Below are 17,719 nucleotides of genomic sequence, written 5' to 3'. Positions count from 1 at the left end.
GTCTTCCGCCATGCGAGTGCTCTTCATCCTGATATTGCTGGCGAATTTATGGGTGCTGGCGCTGGGCCAGGGATGGATCGGCGTGCGCCCGGAAGATGAAGGGCGGGATACGCGAAAGTTCAGCCAGGAATTGAACGTGGACGCGGTGAAGCTGGTGGGGCGGGCGATAGCCACGCCCCCCACGGCTCCCCCCAACCAGACAACACGCTAAGCATTCTTGGGTCCAAATGATGCAATGACGGTCACCCCAGCCAGGGCGCCAGCGCATCCATCGTCCGCCGCGTTGCCCCCGCATGCAACTCGAACCAGGCGCGGGCGGCACGGCTTGCTTCTTGGCGCTGTGCCTCATCCTTCAGCATGGCCAACGCCGCATCGGTCGCCTGTGCGGGATCAGCCTTGCGCGTTGCCGCCCCCGCGGCAATCGCATCTTCCGCCGCCTGCTGAAAATTGAACGTGTGCGGTCCCACGATGACCGGCACACCCGCTGCACACGCCTCGATCAGGTTCTGACCGCCCAACGGCGCAAAGCTGCCCGCCACAACGGCCACGTCCGAGGCGGCGTAATAGAAGGCCATTTCACCCAGGCTATCGCCAAGCAGCACCCGGGTTTCCGGTGCCGGATCGACGTCAGCGCTGCGCCGGACATACGGCAAGCCCGCCTCGCTCAGCAGGCGCGCAGCATCGTCAAAGCGTTGCGGGTGGCGCGGGATCAGCAGAAACAGCGGCGCGTCGATGAGGATGCCTGCGGCGTTGTTGACGGAATTGTTGGCGGGGCTGCTAGCGGAGTCGCTGGCAGGATTGCCGGCGGGGTGGCCGGAACCTTTGCCGGAACGCTTGATGGCGTCGATGAATGGCGCGTCCTCGCCTTCGCGGGTGCTTGCAATGGCGATGACCGGGCGACCGATACGCGCGCGCCATTCCCGGCCGGCCTGGACCTGCGCCGCCGGCAGCACCAAGTCGAATTTCAGATTGCCGGTCACGAGGGGCGTGGGCGCGCCCGCTTGCGTCAACCGACCGGCGTCTTCAGCCGTCTGCGCCAGCACCAGGTCCAAGCCACCCAAGGCTTCGCGCATCACGCTACCCATCCGTGTCGCCTGGCGCAGCGACGATGCCGAGTACCGCGCACTGACCAGGGCCATCGGCACCCCTGCTTGCCGCGCGGCCGCCAGCAGGTTGGGCCAGATCTCGCGTTCAATCAGCAGGCCGCAGCGAGGCTGATAGCCCCGCATGAAGCGCCGGGTCGCGCCGGGAAAGTCGTAAGGCAGCCAAGCTTGTCGCAACTGCCCCCGGGAAATGGCGTCGGCAAACAGCCGCTGGCCCTCGGCGCGACCGGTCGCCGTCATGTGCGTCAACAGCACCGGCAGGCCACGGTCCAGCAAGGCCTGCACCAACGGTTGCGCGGCACGGGTTTCGCCCAGGCTGACGGCATGCATCCATACCGGCGCCGTCCAACTGAAATCGGGGGGGGATGACGCCGGCTCGATCGCATGGCCAAAGCGTTCACGCGAAAACACCTGCCACTGGCCGCCAGCGCGTTTGGCGCGTCGGGCCATCCACAACCAGAGCAGCGGGGCCAACGCCCGCAGTGCCAGCGTGTAGACGCAGCGGTTCATGTCACTGCGCGGCCAGTGCCTGTTCCACCGAGGCCATCACCGCTTCTCGCGATGGCGACGCGCCCCGGTCGCCCAGGCTGGCGGTGTAGTTGGATCCGACCAGCGGGGTGCGAACCGGGGTGGAGGCGCGGTAAATGCCGATGGTTGGCCGGCCCAACGCGGCTGACAGGTGCGTCAGGCCGCTATCCAGGCCGACCATCAAACGCGAGCCGGCCAGCAATTGCGCCACCGACGTCAGATCCATGCGGGGCATCACCTCGACGTCCTCCATGCCAGCTACCAGCATCCCGGCGCGCTCGGCCTCCTGGTCGTTGCCCGCCAGCAGCTTGAGCGAGCAGCCCGCATCGCGCAGGCGGCGGAACACCGCGCGCCAGTCGTCCTCGGGCCAGAGTTTGTCGTCGCGGCTGGCCGAAGGCATGATCACGGCGTAACCCCGGTCGGTATCCAGGTGATGCAGGCGCGGCAGCTCGGTAGCGTTCAGCCCGTCAGCGGATACCGCGTGGACAGGGTTGGCAACGTCGCCTGGGGTGGCTTGGCGCGCAAACGCCTGCAGGCCGAAATCCGGCTGCCCACCGTACTGGTAACCAAATGTCAGCGACGCCAGCTTTCGTTGGCGAATGACGGCCGGCTGCCAGAATTCCACCCGATGACGTACGTTATAGAACAACGATGCGAGCGGCTCGCGCGCCGAACGCCAGTCCAGCCCGTGACGCACGCCGCGCGTCTGGCGCACCAGCCACGCGGACTTCAGCAGGGCTTGCATATCCAGCACGATGTCGTACTGTTCGGACCGCAGGCGCTCCTTGAGCGCCCGGCGTTCCGCCCGTACCTGCGCCGACCACCAGGCCTTGCGCCAGCGGCGATGGGCCACCTTGATGACCTCGTTCACGGCGGGATGCCAGCTAGGGATTTCGGCGAAAGCCTCTTCGGCGATCCAGTCGATTTCGGCGTCCGGCACATGGCGGGCGATGTCGGAAATGGCGGGCAGCATATGCACCAGATCGCCGAGTGACGACGTGCGGACAATGAGAATGCGAGTTGGCATCAAGTCTTAGTCTAGAAGTTTCCCAGCGAAGTCCTGGCGGACGCCAGGGACGTTCACGGTATCATTCCCGACTGTGCCGGGACGCACATTCGAAGAATCCCGGCAATTTACAACAAACTCATCACAATGAATCTTCCTCCGATTAGCGATCGAAAGATCCGTTTTGCCCTGGTCGGCTGCGGACGCATTTCCAAGAATCACATTGCCGCCCTTGACCAGCATTCCGACCGAGCAGAACTGGTTGAGGTCTGCGACACGAATCCTGAGTCGTTGCGCAATGCGGTACAGGCGACAGGCGCCAGGGGCTTTGCCTCGCTGACGGAACTGCTGCAGCAGGGCAATGCCGACGCGGTGGTGCTGGCCACCCCCTCCGGACTGCATCCATGGCAGGCGGTGGAAGCCGCGCAAGCCGGACGCCACGTGGTGAGCGAAAAGCCCATGGCTACCCGCTGGGAAGACGGCAAGCGCATGGTCAAGGCGTGCGATGAGGCCGGGGTGCGTCTGTTCATCGTCAAGCAGAATCGCCGCAACGCGACACTGCAGTTGGTCAAGAAAGCGATCGATAGCGGCCGTTTCGGTCGCATTTTCATGGTGACGGTCAACGTTTTCTGGACACGCCCGCAAGAGTATTACGATGCGGCTCGCTGGCGCGGAAAATGGGAATGGGACGGCGGCGCCTTCATGAACCAAGCCAGCCATTATGTCGACCTGCTGGATTGGTTGATCGGCCCGGTGGAAAGTGTCTACGCCTACACCGCCACGCTTGCCCGCCGTATCGAGGCGGAAGATACGGGTGTCGCAGCAGTGCGCTGGCGACACGGCGCCATGGGCTCCATCAATGTCACCATGCTGACCTATCCGCAAAACCTGGAAGGTTCAATAACCATCCTGGGCGAAAAGGGCACGGTGCGCGTCGGCGGCGTGGCGGTCAATCGGATCGACGAGTGGAAATTCGCCGACGAGCAGGCCGATGACGCCAAGATCCGTGAAGCCAATTATGAAACCACCTCGGTATATGGCTTCGGCCATCCTCTCTATTACGACAACGTCATCAAGACCTTGCGCGGAGAATGTGAGCCTGAGACCGACGGCCGCGAAGGCCTGCAATCGCTGGCCCTGCTGACAGCCATCTACCGTTCAGCCCGCGACGGTATTCGTGTCCCCCTGCCACTGGATTGAACCGAATGAGCATCCATCCCACCGCTATCGTCGACGAGGGCGCCTCCATCGGCGCCGGAACGCGCATCTGGCATTGGGTCCATGTCAGCGCTGGCGCCGTGATCGGCGCCGGCTGTTCGCTGGGCCAGAACGTCTACGTCGGCAACCACGTTCGTATCGGTGACCGCGTCAAGATTCAGAACAACGTGTCGGTCTACGACAACGTCACGCTTGAAGACGATGTCTTCTGCGGGCCGAGCATGGTCTTCACCAATGTGTACAACCCCCGCGCGGCCATCGAACGCAAGAACGAATACCGCGATACGCTGGTCCGCCAGGGGGCCACGCTGGGCGCCAACTGCACCATCGTCTGCGGCGTGACGGTCGGTCGTCACGCCTTCGTGGGCGCCGGCGCGGTGGTGAACAAATCCGTTCCGGATTTCGCCTTGGTGGTCGGCGTGCCCGCTCGCCAGATCGGCTGGATGAGCCGTCACGGCGAGCAATTGGACCTGCCCCTTGGCGGAAACGCTCAGGCCATCTGCGCCGCGACCGGTGAACGGTACGTGTTGAACAACGGCGTTTGCGAACTAGCGTGAGCCCCATGCAATTCATCGATCTCAAGAAGCAGTATCAAGTCCTGCGCGATCCCATCAACGCCCGCATCCAGCAGGTGCTGGACCACGGCCAGTACATCATGGGGCCGGAGGTCAAGGAACTCGAGGCCGCGTTGCAGGCCTACACGGACACCAAGCACTGCATCACGGTCGCCTCCGGCACGGAAGCCCTGCTGATGTCGTTGATGGCGCTGGGCATCGGGGCAGGCGATGAGGTGATCACCACTTCGTTCACCTTCGTCGCCACGGCCGAAGTCATCGTGCTGCTGGGCGCCACCCCCGTTTTTGTCGACGTCGAACCCGACACTTGCAACATCAAGGTCGCCGATATCGAAGCCAGGATCAGCTCGCGCACCAAGGCGATCATCCCGGTGTCCCTATATGGGCAATGCGGTGACATGGACGAGGTCAACGCCATCGCGGCCCGGCACGGCATTGCCGTAATCGAGGACGCCGCCCAGAGCTTCGGCGCCACGTACAAGGGCAGGAAAAGCGGCAACCTGTCGACGATTGGCTGCACCAGCTTCTTTCCCAGCAAGCCGCTAGGCTGCTATGGCGACGGCGGCGCGATTTTCACCAATGACGACGCGCTGGCGCAGGCATGCCGGGAGATTCGCGTCCACGGGCAATCAGCCCGCTACTACCATACCCGGGTCGGGGTGGGCGGCCGCATGGATACCCTGCAGTGCGCGGTCGTGCTCGCCAAGCTGGAGCGCTTTGGCTGGGAAGTGGAACAACGGATCCGGATCGGCGCGCGCTATCAGGCCCTGTTCGCTGATGTGGCCAATGTGCGGACCGTGACCGTCCGGCCCGACCGCGACAGCGTCTGGGCCCAGTTCACGATCATGGTGCAGGATCGCGATGGCATCATTGCCGCGCTGAAGGCCGCGGACATCCCTACCGCCATCCACTATCCGCGTCCGATCCATACACAGCCGGCTTACAGCCGGTACGCGGATGGGTCCACACCGGTCTCTGAAATGCTGGCGAGCCAGGTGCTCAGCCTGCCCATGCATCCCGACCTGGACGCGGAGACGCAGAACCATATCGTCCAAACGGTCATGCAGGCCGCTCGCTGACACCATGGCGCCTTCGTACTCCCCGGTTTGCCCTATGGCAGGAGACAGCGGAGCGGCGGCGCCACACGCCACCCAATGAATATTCTCCTGATCAATCACTATGCCGGGTCGCCGCGCCACGGCATGGAATTCCGGCCCTACTACCTGGCTCGGGAATGGATCGCGCAAGGTCACCGTGTCACGATCGTGGCAAGCAGCGTGTCCCATATCAGACAGCGTAGCCCGGAGTTCAACGGTCCAACGCATGCCGAGACCCTCGACGGCGTGGACTATCTCTGGCTGCGCACACGTCCCTATCGGGGCAATGGCGCTGCTCGCCTGCTGAACATGCTGCAGTTCACCGGCTTGCTCTACCGACACGCCAAGGCCTTGGCGGCCAAGCGGCCGGACGTCGTGATCGCCTCTTCGACCTATCCCTACGACATCTGGCCCGCTCGTCATATCGCCCGGCGCGCCGGCGCCAAGCTCGTGTACGAATTGCACGATGTCTGGCCGCTGACGCCGCAGATGCTCGGCGGCTTCTCGAAATGGCATCCGATGATTTTCTCGATGCAATGCGCTGAGAACTACGCCTACGCCCATGCAGACAAAGCGGTCTCGTTACTGCCGGGCACCGAAGCCCATATGCGCGACCATGGCTTGCGCGGCGACAAGTTCGTCTACATCCCCAATGGCATTGACCCAGGCGCTGCTCCCACGCCAGTACCCGATGCAATCCGCGCGCAAATTGCACAGTTCCGCGAGAAATTTGAAACTCTTTGCATCTACGCTGGCGGACATGCGGTCTCAAACGCGCTGGATCCCTTTATTGAAGCGGCCGGCCGCCCTAGTGCGCAAAATATAGGACTGGTACTAGTGGGAAATGGGGCCGAAAAGGATAGACTGCAACGCAAAGCGCGCCAGCTGGGATTGGCCAATGTGCAATTCCTGGATTCCATCCCGAAGACGGCAGTGCCGTCCCTGCTGGCTCTGGGAGACATGGCGTACATTGGCTGGCGTGACAGTCCGCTGTACGCCCATGGGATGAGTCCCAACAAGTTGTTCGATTACATGATGGCGGGATTGCCGGTGGTTCACTCCACCAGCTCACCCTACGATATCGTGCAGGACGCAGGCTGCGGTATCAGTGTCCCGGCCGAAGACGTGGACGGAATCGCCAACGCGCTTGGCCAGCTCGCAGGCATGACTGCGAGTCAACGACGCCAGCTAGGTGAAAATGGCCGTGGCTTCGTCCAATCGCACCACGCCTACCCGACACTGGCTGCCAGATTCTTGCAAGCGCTGGAGCCCGCGCCGCGTCAGCAGAAAGAGGTCTGAATTCTTAAACCGCGTACTATCTGCCCCTGGGCTGAGATGCACATGAAAAAATTCCTTGGTTTTTCGCCCCTGTTCCCAAGACAGATGCGTGACTCATCAAAAATCAATAAGCTGGCTTGCGTTCGTGAATACGCGCCGGCATCACATCGCAGTATTGTGTCTGGCCAGCCATGAATCCATTTATCCCTTTCGCCCTGCCCGATATCGGGGACGAAGAAATCGAAGCCGTCACCAAAGCCATGCAATCCGGCTGGTTGACCACCGGCCCGAACGCGCGTGAATTCGAAATCGAATTCGTGCGCTATCTCGGTGGCGACGTGGAAGCAGTGGCCGTCAACTCCGCAACAGCGGGCCTGCATCTCGCTCTGGAAGCCATCGGTGTCGGCGAAGGGCATGAAGTCATCACGCCGTCACATACCTTCACCGCGACGGCCGAGGTCGCGCGCTATCTGGGCGCCGAGCCCGTGTTGGTCGATATCGACCCCGAAACGTTGTGCATTTCGCCCGCGGCCATCGAACGCGCGATCACGCCCAAAACCCGGGCAATCATTCCGGTCCACTACGGCGGCCTGTCCTGTGACATGGACAGCATCCTGGCAATCGCGCGCAAGCATAATCTTCGCGTCATCGAAGACGCCGCGCACGCCCTGCCCACCACTTGGCAAGGCGACAAGATCGGTACGCTCGCCAGCGACCTGACTGTCTACAGTTTCTACGCCACCAAGACGCTGGCCACCGGCGAAGGTGGCATGGTTATCACGCGCGACCCGGCTTTGGCCAAGCGCTGCCGCGTCATGCGGTTGCATGGTATCGACCGCGACGCCTTTGATCGCTATACGTCCAACCAGCCCAGCTGGTACTACGAAATCGTTGCGCCCGGCTTCAAGTACAACCTGCCGGACACCGCGGCGGCCATGGGACGGGTGCAACTGCGCAGGCTGCACGAGATGCAGGCCCGACGCATGAAGATCGCCGAGGCCTACAACACGGCATTCGCCAATCTGCCGCTGACGCTGCCCCCGCGCCCGGGCAATGCGGACATGCCACATGCCGCCACCGACCTGCATGCCTGGCACCTGTATGTCGTGCGCCTGCACGGCCAGGACTCTGCCCGCCGCGACCAGTTCATCGCCAGCATGGCCGAGAAAGGCATTGGGTGCAGCGTCCATTACGTGCCCTTGCACCTGCAGCCATATTGGCGCGACCGCTATGGCCTGACCCCCGAGATGTACCCGCAATCGCAAGCGGCGTTCAATTCCATGGTCAGCCTGCCGATCTACTCAAAGATGAGCGACGCTGATGTGGCGCGGGTCATTGAATCGGTGAAAGCCCTATTGTCCTAGGACGCTGGATGCTAAAGCGTCTTTTCGACATCTGCTGTTCGGCGTTGGGCCTGCTCGTGCTGTTGCCCTTCCTGGCCCTGATCGCCATCGCAATCAAGTTGGACAGCCCCGGTCCCGTCTTTTTCCGCCAGGAACGCGTCGGACGCAGTGGGGTTCCGTTCCGGATTCACAAGCTGCGCAGCATGCAGGTACGGCATTCCGCCATCGACCGCCAGATCACCGTGGGTGCCGACGCCCGCATCACCCGTGTCGGCAGGCTGATCCGCCAATGGAAGCTCGATGAACTGGTGCAACTGATCGATGTCCTCAAAGGCGACATGAGCCTGGTCGGGCCCCGGCCGGAAGTGCCGCGCTATGTCGCGATGTATCCCGACGACGCGCGCGATGAGATCCTGTCGGTCAGGCCGGGCATCACCGACCTGGCCTCGATCCACTTTCGCAACGAAAGCACGATCCTCGCCCAGTCGACGGATCCTGAGCGCGCCTACCAGGAAGTCATCCTTCCGGAAAAACTTCGATTGCAGCAGCAGTACGTTCGCACCCGCAGCTTCACGGGCGATCTTGGAATTCTCTTCAAGACCGCCTTCGCCATCTTCCATTGAGCCTAACCGCGAGCATCGCTACATGAAAATCGCGCTCCTGGGACCCGCGCACAGCATCCACACGATTCGATGGGCCAACGGTCTGGCGGACCGAGGCGTGGACACGCACGTCCTGTCGCTCACAAGCCAGGATGATGCCTACGACCCGCGCGTGTCGCTGCACCGGCTGCCCTGGGGCTCGCCACAGGGCTACCTGCTGGCAACCCCAGCGTTGCGTCGCGCGCTGCGCAAGATTGGCCCGGACCTGCTGAATACCCACTATGCCACCGGATACGGCACGCTTGCGCGCCTGGCCGGTTTCACGCCCTCGCTGCTGTCCGCATGGGGCAGCGATATCTACGCCTTCCCGTACAAGAGCGGCCTGCATCGCCGTGTGTTGCGCGGCAACCTGGACCGGGCCACCGCGGTAGCAGTCACCGGACAGGCAATGGCCCGACAGGTGCGTCAATTCACCGACCGCCCCGTCCATATCACCCCGTTCGGGATCGATACCGAACGCTTCTCGCCAGCGCCGGCAACGACCAAAACCGACGACACCCGCCCCATCGTCATCGGTACGGTGAAGGGGCTGGAAACCACGTACGGCATCGACATCCTGCTTCAGGCGTTCTCTCGTCTTGTCTCAACTCTGGCAGCCGAGGCTTGCGCGACCGCCGACCGGCTGACACTCAAGATCTACGGTTCTGGCTCCCAGGCGCAGGCATTGCAGGCCATGGCCACCGAGCTCGGCATCGCCGATCGCACCCATTTCCTCGGCCATATCCCCCACAGCGAAGTCCCAGCCGCCCTGCGGGAGCTGGACGTCTACGTGGCACTGAGCCGGATGGACAGCTTTGGCGTGGCGATTCTCGAGGCATGCGCCTGTAGCATCCCGGTGCTGGTCTCGGATGCGGATGGCCCGGCCGAGATCGTGGTCGACGGCGTGACCGGGTATGTCGTACCCCGGCTGGATGCCACTGCCGCCGCGGCGCGGCTGCGGCAACTGGTGGCGGATCCCGAGCTACGTCGGCGGTTGGGCGAGGCCGGGCGCGCGCATGTCCAGATGCACTATTCTTGGCGAGCCAGTCTCGACAGCATGCTCGGCGCCTATCAAAACACGTTGCGGCAATACCGCGACACCCAAGCAGGCACGCCATGACTTTCCTCCCTTATCTGGTCATTGCCAGCTACGCCATCATCCATCTGCTGGAATATCTCAGTTACTACGCCCGCGTGGCTGGGCGAGTGGCCGGCAAACCCGTGACGGGCTATGCCATCCAGAACGCGACCACCACCGTTACCCGCTTCTTTTATCTGGCACTCCTGCCCCTGCTGGGGTTCATGGTGGACCGTCAGGTGCCCATATCGCTATACATCAAGATGTGCCTGGGCGCGCTGATCTGCGCCTCCCTGCTGTCCTTGGCGGCGCGTTCCATGCGTTATGCATGGATTCGCCTGCTCGCCAATTTCGTGCTGCGCCGCGCCGGCCAGCCTCTCCTGAGCGCCGCGCAGATCCGCGCGCACCTGGACGTCCCTTCACACCTGAAACTGCGCAAGATCGTTGTGCTCGCCGCCGCGGTGTTCCTTTGCTACAGCCTGGGCGTGCTGCTTTCGTACTTTTTCGCGCTGGTGTTCCACGATTACCGGAGCACCATTTCACAACTGTCCGGCATCATCAATGGCGCCGCCACGGTGCTGCTGACCTTCATCCTGGAACCACGGGTGGCGCGCATTGTCGACGACCATGCCACCGCGGATGTTTACCACGCCGTCCAGGCGATGCTGACGGGCCGGCTGATCGCAATCGGGCTGATAGCCCCGGTGCTTTTCCTGGGAATCAGCTATGGCTTCGCCTGACACTGAGCACATGCGCGTTTTCCGGCATCCGGCCGCCATCGCCACATTTGCCTTCCTGCTGGGCTTCGCCGGCTCGTCCATCTACCTGGCCGAGCCGCTGCGCCCATTCCACTGGGGAGTCGGGCTGATCGTGGTGCTGTTCGCGCTCAGTCCCGACTGGAGGCGCACCCTGGCGCAGACCCGCTCGCGCATGCTGGTTGCCGTGGGAGGCAGCTTGATCCTGGCGTCATCCCTCTGGATGATCGATTCGGCCCGCTATGTCAATTACGCTGTCTTCTTCGCCATCGGCGCACTCTATATGGTGCTGGGAGAGACCATGGTACGGCGTGGCATCCCTTTCGAACGCTGGTTTGTGCCGCTCACGATCTACTGGTTCGTGACCGCGCTCTTCCCGATTTTCGACACCTGGACCAACGCCACGCTGTTCCGCGATAGCCTGCCCATTACCGGTGGCGTCTGGTACAACATCAACGACATGGCGACGGCGCTGGTATTTGCCTGTGTGATCTGGCTGTTGAGCCGGCGCCGCCTGCCCTGGTTCCTGTTTGCGGCGGCCTGGGTCTACTCGCTCGGCCTGAATCGACGCGCCGATGTGCTGGCACTGGGCATTCTGGGACTGGGCTACTTGCTGATGGGGCTGAAGAACAGCATGCCTCGGCTGCGCTTCGCGCTCGCCTGGGTAGTGGCCAGCGCGGCTGGCATGGCGCTGCACGGCGGCAGCTTCTATATCGGGGCGCTGCCCTCCCTGGTCCAGGAACAGCCCATCCATCAATGCGCCACCGTGACGGCGGATGCGGTTCCCTTGGGCATGATCGCCGCACAATGCGTGCGCCCGCCCCCTGGGGCCGGCTCGGCCCATTGGCCGCCACCGGTGCCCCACGCGCCGCCGACGCCGGACACGGCCGCCACGGCTGCAGTGCCGAGCGCGCCCGCCGGGCCAGCCGCCGTTGGCTCCGGGCCCGCCGCGACTGCCACCGCGCCCCTCGCTCCTGCCGCGCCGACCCCGCCCACCGCGGGCGCGACGGTAGCGGATGCACCGACGACCGCCCTTCCGCTGCCGCCCGCGGCGCCGTCCACGTTAACGGATGTCGTAGCGCATGGCGGTGATGTGTCGTCCGCCATCCGCAGCAAGATCCTGTATGAGATGTATGAGACGGCGCGACACATGCCCTGGTGGCAATGGTTAACCGGCCTGGGCGTGGGGCAACTGAATGTAACCTGGCCACTCGATAACCACGCGTGGGCATCGCCCCATTTCTTCTGGCTGGAAATGTTCTTTTTCTTCGGCCTGCCATGGATCATCTTCATCGGCTGGCTGTTATGGCGTGCCGACCGCTACGGTCGCCTGGCGCTGATCGTGGTGTGCGTGGCCGGCATCGCGCCGAGTTCACTGGTATATTTCCAGCCCTTCTGGTTCCTTCTGGGCGTAGTGCTCGCCACTCTGCCCAAACGTTCGGTGGCTTGAACAAGCGCGCGTAATCGCCATAGGCCGAACCGAGACCTCTTTTCAGCAACACTGCATACCATGGTGCTTCCCTACGCGTTCAGGCGGATCTTCGTGAACCTGCCACGGCCGGCGAAACAATTGCTGTCCGTGGCGGTTGACGCCGCCATCCTGTTGGCCGCGTTCCACCTGGCGCTGTTGTTGCGCTTCGAATTGTTCTTCCTCACGCCGCAATATCTGCTGCTGTCGGTCGTCGCGTGTGTCGGCGGCATCGTGGCAATGGCGGCGCTGAGCGTCTACTACTACATCCTGCGCTACATGAGCGAGCGCGTGATTCTGTCCATTGTCGGCGGCGTACTCGTATCGGTGATGGTGGTCACGGCGGCAAACACCTTCCTGCATATTTCCACAGGCCTGTCGCGCGGCGTACTCGTCATCTACGCCTCGCTAGCCCTGGCCGGCTTGCTGTCCACTCGTTATGCCGCGCGCCGAGCACTTTTTCCGAATGACGCCCGGGTCAGCGCGGAACGCGAGCCCGTGCTGATTTACGGCGCTGGTGGCGCGGGATCGCAACTGGCGGTCACATTGCGCGCAGGCCCGCATTACTATCCGGTCGCAATGCTGGACGACAACCCCAAAAAACATCGCATGATGGTGGCCGGCCTGCGAGTACACGCGCCATCGCAATTGGGCCGCCTCATCACCAAGCACAACGTCAGGCAGTTGCTGATCGCGATGCCATCGGCCTCGCGGCCCCGGATCCGCTCAATTGTCGAGATGGCCGAAGCCTACCATCTGCGCATCCGCCTCGTCCCCACCATGAAGGAACTGATCGAACCATCCAATGGCGTGCGCCTGCGCGACGTCCAGGTGGAAGATCTGCTTGGCCGCGACCCCGTGGCGCCGATCGAGCAATTGCTGGGACGATGCGTCACCGGCCGTGTGGTCATGGTCACCGGAGCAGGCGGTTCCATCGGTTCGGAACTGTGCCGCCAGATCGTCGCGCTGCAGCCCCGCAAACTGATTCTTTTCGAAGTTTCCGAAGCCGCGCTATATAACATCGAGCAGGATATTTCGCGTCTGGTCAAAGAAGATGAATGCGAAATAATCGCAACACTGGGATCAGTACGTGACAGGGCATACTGCCTTGACTTAATGCGGTGCCATTCGGTCGAAACCATTTACCATGCCGCCGCATACAAACATGTTCCCATCGTCGAAACTAATATCGTCGAAGGATTGCGCACCAACACGTTCGGCACACTGATGCTTACCCAGGCGGCGATTGAAGCAGGGGTGAAGGATTTCGTGCTGATTTCCACCGACAAGGCCGTCCGGCCGACCAATGTCATGGGTGCCTCGAAACGCATGGCCGAACTGGTCCTGCAAGCCCAGGCGCAGATCCAGGACGCGACGCGGTTTTCAATGGTCCGGTTCGGCAATGTGCTGGGCAGCTCGGGCAGCGTGGTGCCCCTGTTCCGCAAGCAGATCCTGGCTGGCGGTCCCATCACCCTCACCCATCCCGACATCACCCGTTATTTCATGACTATTCCGGAAGCGGCCCAATTGGTGCTGCAAGCGGGCGCCATGGGGGCGTCGGGCACGGTCATGGTGTTGGATATGGGTGCTCCCGTACGCATCCAGGAACTGGCGGAGCGGATGATCCGTCTCTATGGCCTCACTGTAAAGAGTCCGGAACAACCCGACGGAGACATCGAAATCCGCATCACGGGCCTGCGTCCGGGCGAAAAGCTCTACGAAGAATTGCTTATTGGGGACAATGTTCAGGAAACACCCCATCCTCGCATCATGAGGGCCACCGAGTCCTGTTTTGCCCATGCCGAACTCATGGCGCAACTGACCGCCCTCGACGCCGCTCTGGAGGCGAGCGACCACGCCGCGGTGCTTCCGCTTTTGCGCCAAATCGTCAAAGAGTATTCACCGGCGCAACACTAAAGGTCTTCGACCGCATCCAGGTATTGCCAAATTGCTTGTCAAGCGATGTTTTGACTCTACTGGCAACAGAACTCAGCACCTTCCTCCGTGCCCGCCGAAGGCAAAGCCGGTAAACTAACGCCATTGAAAATTGGTAGAGATTTCGTATCGCTTAACTGCGTCCGAAGTCTTACGCTATGGGAATTTTTCGCAAATAGTGTATTGCTATTGATTTCTCGGGAAGCTGCATCGCATTAATGAGAATTATTAACGATGCGTGAATCGAGAAACCATTGTTCGGATTCCGGTTGGTTCAACTTGCGGAATCCCGTTAATTATTTCTTAGTCTGAATAAAGACATCAGGGAGTTATCTTGAAAGTACTCGTCACGGGCGCAGACGGTTTTATCGGCTCTCACCTTACTGAAACCCTCATCGCTCAGGGCTACGACGTCCGTGCTTTCACGCTATATAACTCATTCAATTCCTGGGGTTGGTTGGATCAGAGTCCGAAACATATTCGCGAAAAGCTCGACGTTTTTTCGGGCGATATCCGCGACCCTCACGGCGTGAAGGCAGCGATGCAAGGCTGTGATGCCGTGTTGCACCTGGCGGCCCTGATCGCCATTCCGTTTTCGTACCACTCGCCGGACACCTACGTCGATACCAACGTCAAGGGCACGCTGAACGTGCTGCAGGCCGCGCGCGAACTGGGTATCAAGCGGGTTATCCACACTTCGACCAGCGAAGTGTATGGCACGGCACGTTTCGTTCCTATTACCGAAGAGCATCCTCTGCAAGGTCAGTCACCCTATTCGGCCTCGAAGATCGGCGCGGACCAACTGGCCTACTCCTTCCATGCCTCGTTCGACCTTCCGGTCGTGATCGCCCGGCCGTTCAACACCTACGGTCCGCGCCAGTCTGCCCGCGCCGTCATCCCGACGATCATTACCCAGATTGCCAACGGGCAACGCCAGATCAAACTTGGCGCGGTATCGCCGACCCGGGATTTCAACTTTGTGAAGGATACGGTTTCCGGCTTCATCGCCGCGCTGGAAGGCACCGGCGGGCTGGGCGAGGTTGTCAACTTCGGCAGCAATTTCGAAATCTCCATCGGTGATACCGCGAAGCTGATCGCCGAAGTCATGGGCAAGGAAATCGAGATCATCACCGACGAAGCGCGCCTGCGCCCCGAGAACTCCGAGGTGGAGCGACTCTGGGCCGCCAACCAGAAAGCCAAGGACACGTTCGGCTGGGAGCCATCCTATGGCGGCCGCGACGGCTTCAAGCGCGGCCTGGAAGAAACCGCCGAATGGTTCCGAAACCCGGCCAACCTGGCTGCATACAAAGCTGACCGCTACAACATCTAAGCAGCACGCCATGTCCGAAAAACACTATTCGCTTGAACAGCAACTGCTTGCCGGCCTGCACCAGGTTCTCGGCAAGCCCGAATCCCTTGTCGCGTTGCACGAGCCCGAATTCCGCGGCAATGAGTGGTCGTACGTCAAAGAGTGCATCGATACCGGCTGGGTGTCTTCGGTCGGCAAATACGTTGATGAATTCGAACGCCGCTTGGCGGAGGTCACAGGCGCCAAGCACGCCGTAGCCATTGTCAACGGCACGGCCGCGCTGCAAATCGCCCTGAACCTGGCTGGCGTCAAACCAGGCGACGAAGTGATCATCCCGGCGCTGTCTTTCGTCGGCACCGCCAATTCGGTCTCGCACTGCCAGGCCGTCCCGCATTTCGTCGACAGCAACATGGACAGTCTCGGGCTTGATCCCGAGCTACTGGAGGAGCATTTTGAACGCATCGGCGAACGCACACCCGGCGGCCTGCTCAATCGGCTGACGGGCCGCCGCATCGCAGCGATTGTGCCGATGCACGCTTTCGGCTTCGCCGTCGATCTGGACCGGCTGATGGCCGTGGCACGCCGCTTCGGCGTGCCCATCGTGGAAGACGCGGCCGAATCGCTCGGGACGACCTACAAGGGCCGTCATACGGGCACCTTTGGCGACCTGGGCATCCTGAGCTTCAATGGCAACAAGGTGATCACCACGGGCGGCGGCGGCGCCATCATTACCAATGATTCCGAACTGGCACGGCGCGCCAAGTACCTGACCACGACCGCCAAACGTCCGCATCGCTGGGAATTCTTCCATGACGAGGTCGCCTACAATTACCGCCTCCCCAACTTGAACGCCGCGTTGGGCTGCGCCCAACTGGAATTGCTGCCCGAATTCCTGCAACGCAAGCGTGTCCTGGCTGACAACTATCGTCAAAGCTTCGAAACCACACCTGACATCGCATTCGTCTCCGAGCAGGCGGATTGCCACAGTAATTACTGGCTGAACGTAGTGCGCTTGAGAACGCCGGATATCGAAGCCCGCAATCGCTTGCTGGACGTTTCGAATGAAGCCGGTTTCCAGTGCCGCCCCGCCTGGACGCTTCTGCACAAGCTGCCCATGTACACCGAATGCCCACGTGCCGAACTGCCGGTTGCGCTGGCGCTCGAAGCCAGCCTGATCAATATTCCCAGCAGCCCCAAGCTCTCCGGAAAGCGCGCATGACGCACGCACGCACGGTCTGCGTTGTCACCGGCTCGCGGGCCGAGTACGGTCTGCTCAGCAGCACCCTGCGGGCGATTGACGCTGATCCCGCCCTGGCATTGCAGATCATCGCCACCGGCATGCACCTGTCGCCCGAATTCGGGCAAACCGTCCGGCAAATCGAAGCGGACGGTTTCACCGTGGATGCGAGAGTCGACATGCTGATCTCGGCCGATACGGAAGTCGCGGTCACGAAATCGCTCGGCCTTGGCGTAATTGGCTTTGCCGATGCGTACGAGCGGTTGGTGCCGGACATCGTGCTCGTACTTGGAGACCGTTTCGAGATCTTGGCCGCAGCGCAGGCCGCTCTGTTGGCACGGATTCCGCTGGCCCATATACATGGCGGGGAAATCTCCGAAGGCGCCTTCGACGAGGCGATTCGGCATGCGATCACCAAAATGGCGCAATGGCATTTCGTGGCTGCCGAACCGTATCGCAAACGTGTGGTACAGCTCGGTGAAGCACCCGAACGCGTCTTCAATGTGGGGGCGCCTGGGCTGGACTATTTGTCGCAGCAGACGTGGATGTCGCCTCCAGAGCTGGCCGAATCGCTCGAGTTCCCCCTGAGGTCGCCGTTATTCCTCATTACCTACCATCCGGTGACGCTGTCCGGCAAATCCCCCGTGGGTCCCATGCAGGAACTGCTGGGGGCACTGGAGGAATTTCCCCAGGCCACGCTGATCTTCACTTATCCGAATGCTGATACCGGTGGCCGCGCCTTGATCCAGTGCATCGACGACTTCGTTGCCAGGCACGCTGAACGCGCCAAGGCATTCGTGTCCCTGGGACAAAAACGCTACTTGAACCTGATGCGGCAGGCGGATCTGGTACTTGGCAATTCCTCAAGCGGATTGACCGAAGCCCCCGCCCTGCGCAGGCCGACGGTAAACATCGGTGATCGGCAAAATGGCCGCCTTAAGGCGGCCTCCGTGATTGACGTGCCCGAAAGCCGGGGCGATATCGTCGCCGCCATCCGACAAGCGTTATCACCAGACTTCCAGGAAACCTTGCGCACCACCGAGTCGCTGTATGGCTCCGGCAATGCTGCGGCGGCGATTGTGGCTCAACTCAAACAATCGCTGCCCGACATCCGGAAGCGTTTTTTCGATATTACGCACGGAAACTGA

At 61.9% G+C, this 17,719-nt stretch carries 16 protein-coding genes; 14 read left to right on the top strand and 2 right to left on the bottom strand.

Annotated elements, in window-relative coordinates; translation table 11 throughout:
- The first annotated feature begins 10 nt into the window (after positions 1-10).
- Entirely contained in the window at positions 11-211 is a 201-nt protein-coding gene (locus CVS48_RS07155) for a hypothetical protein (RefSeq protein ID WP_100853844.1), read from the top strand.
- A gap of 31 nt (positions 212-242) precedes the next feature.
- Here CVS48_RS07155 and CVS48_RS07150 read toward each other — a convergent pair whose 3' ends face one another.
- Both CVS48_RS07150 and waaC read right to left on the bottom strand, forming a co-directional pair.
- Complete coding sequence (locus CVS48_RS07150; protein ID WP_100853843.1) at positions 243-1,613, bottom strand: 3-deoxy-D-manno-octulosonic acid transferase; 1,371 nt, start codon at positions 1,611-1,613, stop codon at positions 243-245.
- A gap of 1 nt (position 1,614) precedes the next feature.
- Positions 1,615-2,658, bottom strand: a complete 1,044-nt coding sequence (waaC, locus tag CVS48_RS07145) for a lipopolysaccharide heptosyltransferase I (RefSeq protein ID WP_100853842.1) — start codon at positions 2,656-2,658, stop codon at positions 1,615-1,617.
- 126 nt (positions 2,659-2,784) lie between these two features.
- On the opposite strand from waaC, the gene CVS48_RS07140 reads away from it, so the two are divergent.
- From CVS48_RS07140 to neuC, 13 genes are all read left to right on the top strand, one after another.
- Entirely contained in the window at positions 2,785-3,837 is a 1,053-nt protein-coding gene (locus CVS48_RS07140) for a Gfo/Idh/MocA family protein (protein WP_100853841.1), read from the top strand.
- Between the two features lie 5 nt (positions 3,838-3,842).
- Positions 3,843-4,412, top strand: a complete 570-nt coding sequence (locus tag CVS48_RS07135) for an acyltransferase (protein ID WP_100853840.1) — start codon at positions 3,843-3,845, stop codon at positions 4,410-4,412.
- Positions 4,413-4,417: 5 nt separating this feature from the next.
- Complete coding sequence (locus tag CVS48_RS07130; protein ID WP_100853839.1) at positions 4,418-5,509, top strand: DegT/DnrJ/EryC1/StrS family aminotransferase; 1,092 nt, start codon at positions 4,418-4,420, stop codon at positions 5,507-5,509.
- Between the two features lie 75 nt (positions 5,510-5,584).
- Complete coding sequence (locus CVS48_RS07125) at positions 5,585-6,826, top strand: glycosyltransferase family 4 protein (protein WP_100853838.1); 1,242 nt, start codon at positions 5,585-5,587, stop codon at positions 6,824-6,826.
- Between the two features lie 170 nt (positions 6,827-6,996).
- Positions 6,997-8,169, top strand: coding sequence for a DegT/DnrJ/EryC1/StrS family aminotransferase (locus CVS48_RS07120; RefSeq protein ID WP_100853837.1), 1,173 nt, complete (start codon positions 6,997-6,999; stop codon positions 8,167-8,169).
- Positions 8,170-8,177: 8 nt separating this feature from the next.
- Positions 8,178-8,771 (top strand): sugar transferase, encoded by a 594-nt coding sequence (locus CVS48_RS07115; RefSeq protein ID WP_100853836.1) that lies wholly within the window; start codon positions 8,178-8,180, stop codon positions 8,769-8,771.
- A gap of 22 nt (positions 8,772-8,793) precedes the next feature.
- Complete coding sequence (locus CVS48_RS07110) at positions 8,794-9,909, top strand: glycosyltransferase family 4 protein (RefSeq protein WP_100853835.1); 1,116 nt, start codon at positions 8,794-8,796, stop codon at positions 9,907-9,909.
- Entirely contained in the window at positions 9,906-10,607 is a 702-nt protein-coding gene (locus CVS48_RS07105; protein WP_100853834.1) for a lipid II flippase family protein, read from the top strand. Before CVS48_RS07110 ends, CVS48_RS07105 begins: the two co-directional genes overlap by 4 nt.
- Complete coding sequence (locus tag CVS48_RS29465; protein ID WP_175121078.1) at positions 10,594-12,072, top strand: hypothetical protein; 1,479 nt, start codon at positions 10,594-10,596, stop codon at positions 12,070-12,072. Before CVS48_RS07105 ends, CVS48_RS29465 begins: the two co-directional genes overlap by 14 nt.
- 60 nt (positions 12,073-12,132) lie before the next feature.
- Positions 12,133-14,007, top strand: coding sequence for a polysaccharide biosynthesis protein (locus CVS48_RS07095; RefSeq protein WP_100853833.1), 1,875 nt, complete (start codon positions 12,133-12,135; stop codon positions 14,005-14,007).
- Between the two features lie 352 nt (positions 14,008-14,359).
- On the top strand, positions 14,360-15,355 hold the full coding sequence (locus tag CVS48_RS07090) for an NAD-dependent 4,6-dehydratase LegB (protein WP_167400958.1): 996 nt from the start codon (positions 14,360-14,362) through the stop codon (positions 15,353-15,355).
- Positions 15,356-15,365: 10 nt separating this feature from the next.
- The gene (locus CVS48_RS07085; protein ID WP_100853831.1) at positions 15,366-16,553 is read left to right on the top strand and encodes a LegC family aminotransferase; all 1,188 of its coding nucleotides are present in this window, start codon (positions 15,366-15,368) and stop codon (positions 16,551-16,553) included.
- Positions 16,550-17,719, top strand: coding sequence for a UDP-N-acetylglucosamine 2-epimerase (gene neuC, locus CVS48_RS07080; protein ID WP_100853830.1), 1,170 nt, complete (start codon positions 16,550-16,552; stop codon positions 17,717-17,719). Before CVS48_RS07085 ends, neuC begins: the two co-directional genes overlap by 4 nt.

Source organism: Achromobacter spanius (genome assembly GCF_002812705.1).
GTDB lineage: Bacteria > Pseudomonadota > Gammaproteobacteria > Burkholderiales > Burkholderiaceae_B > Achromobacter > Achromobacter spanius.
This window is presented reverse-complemented; position numbering and strand designations above follow the sequence as displayed.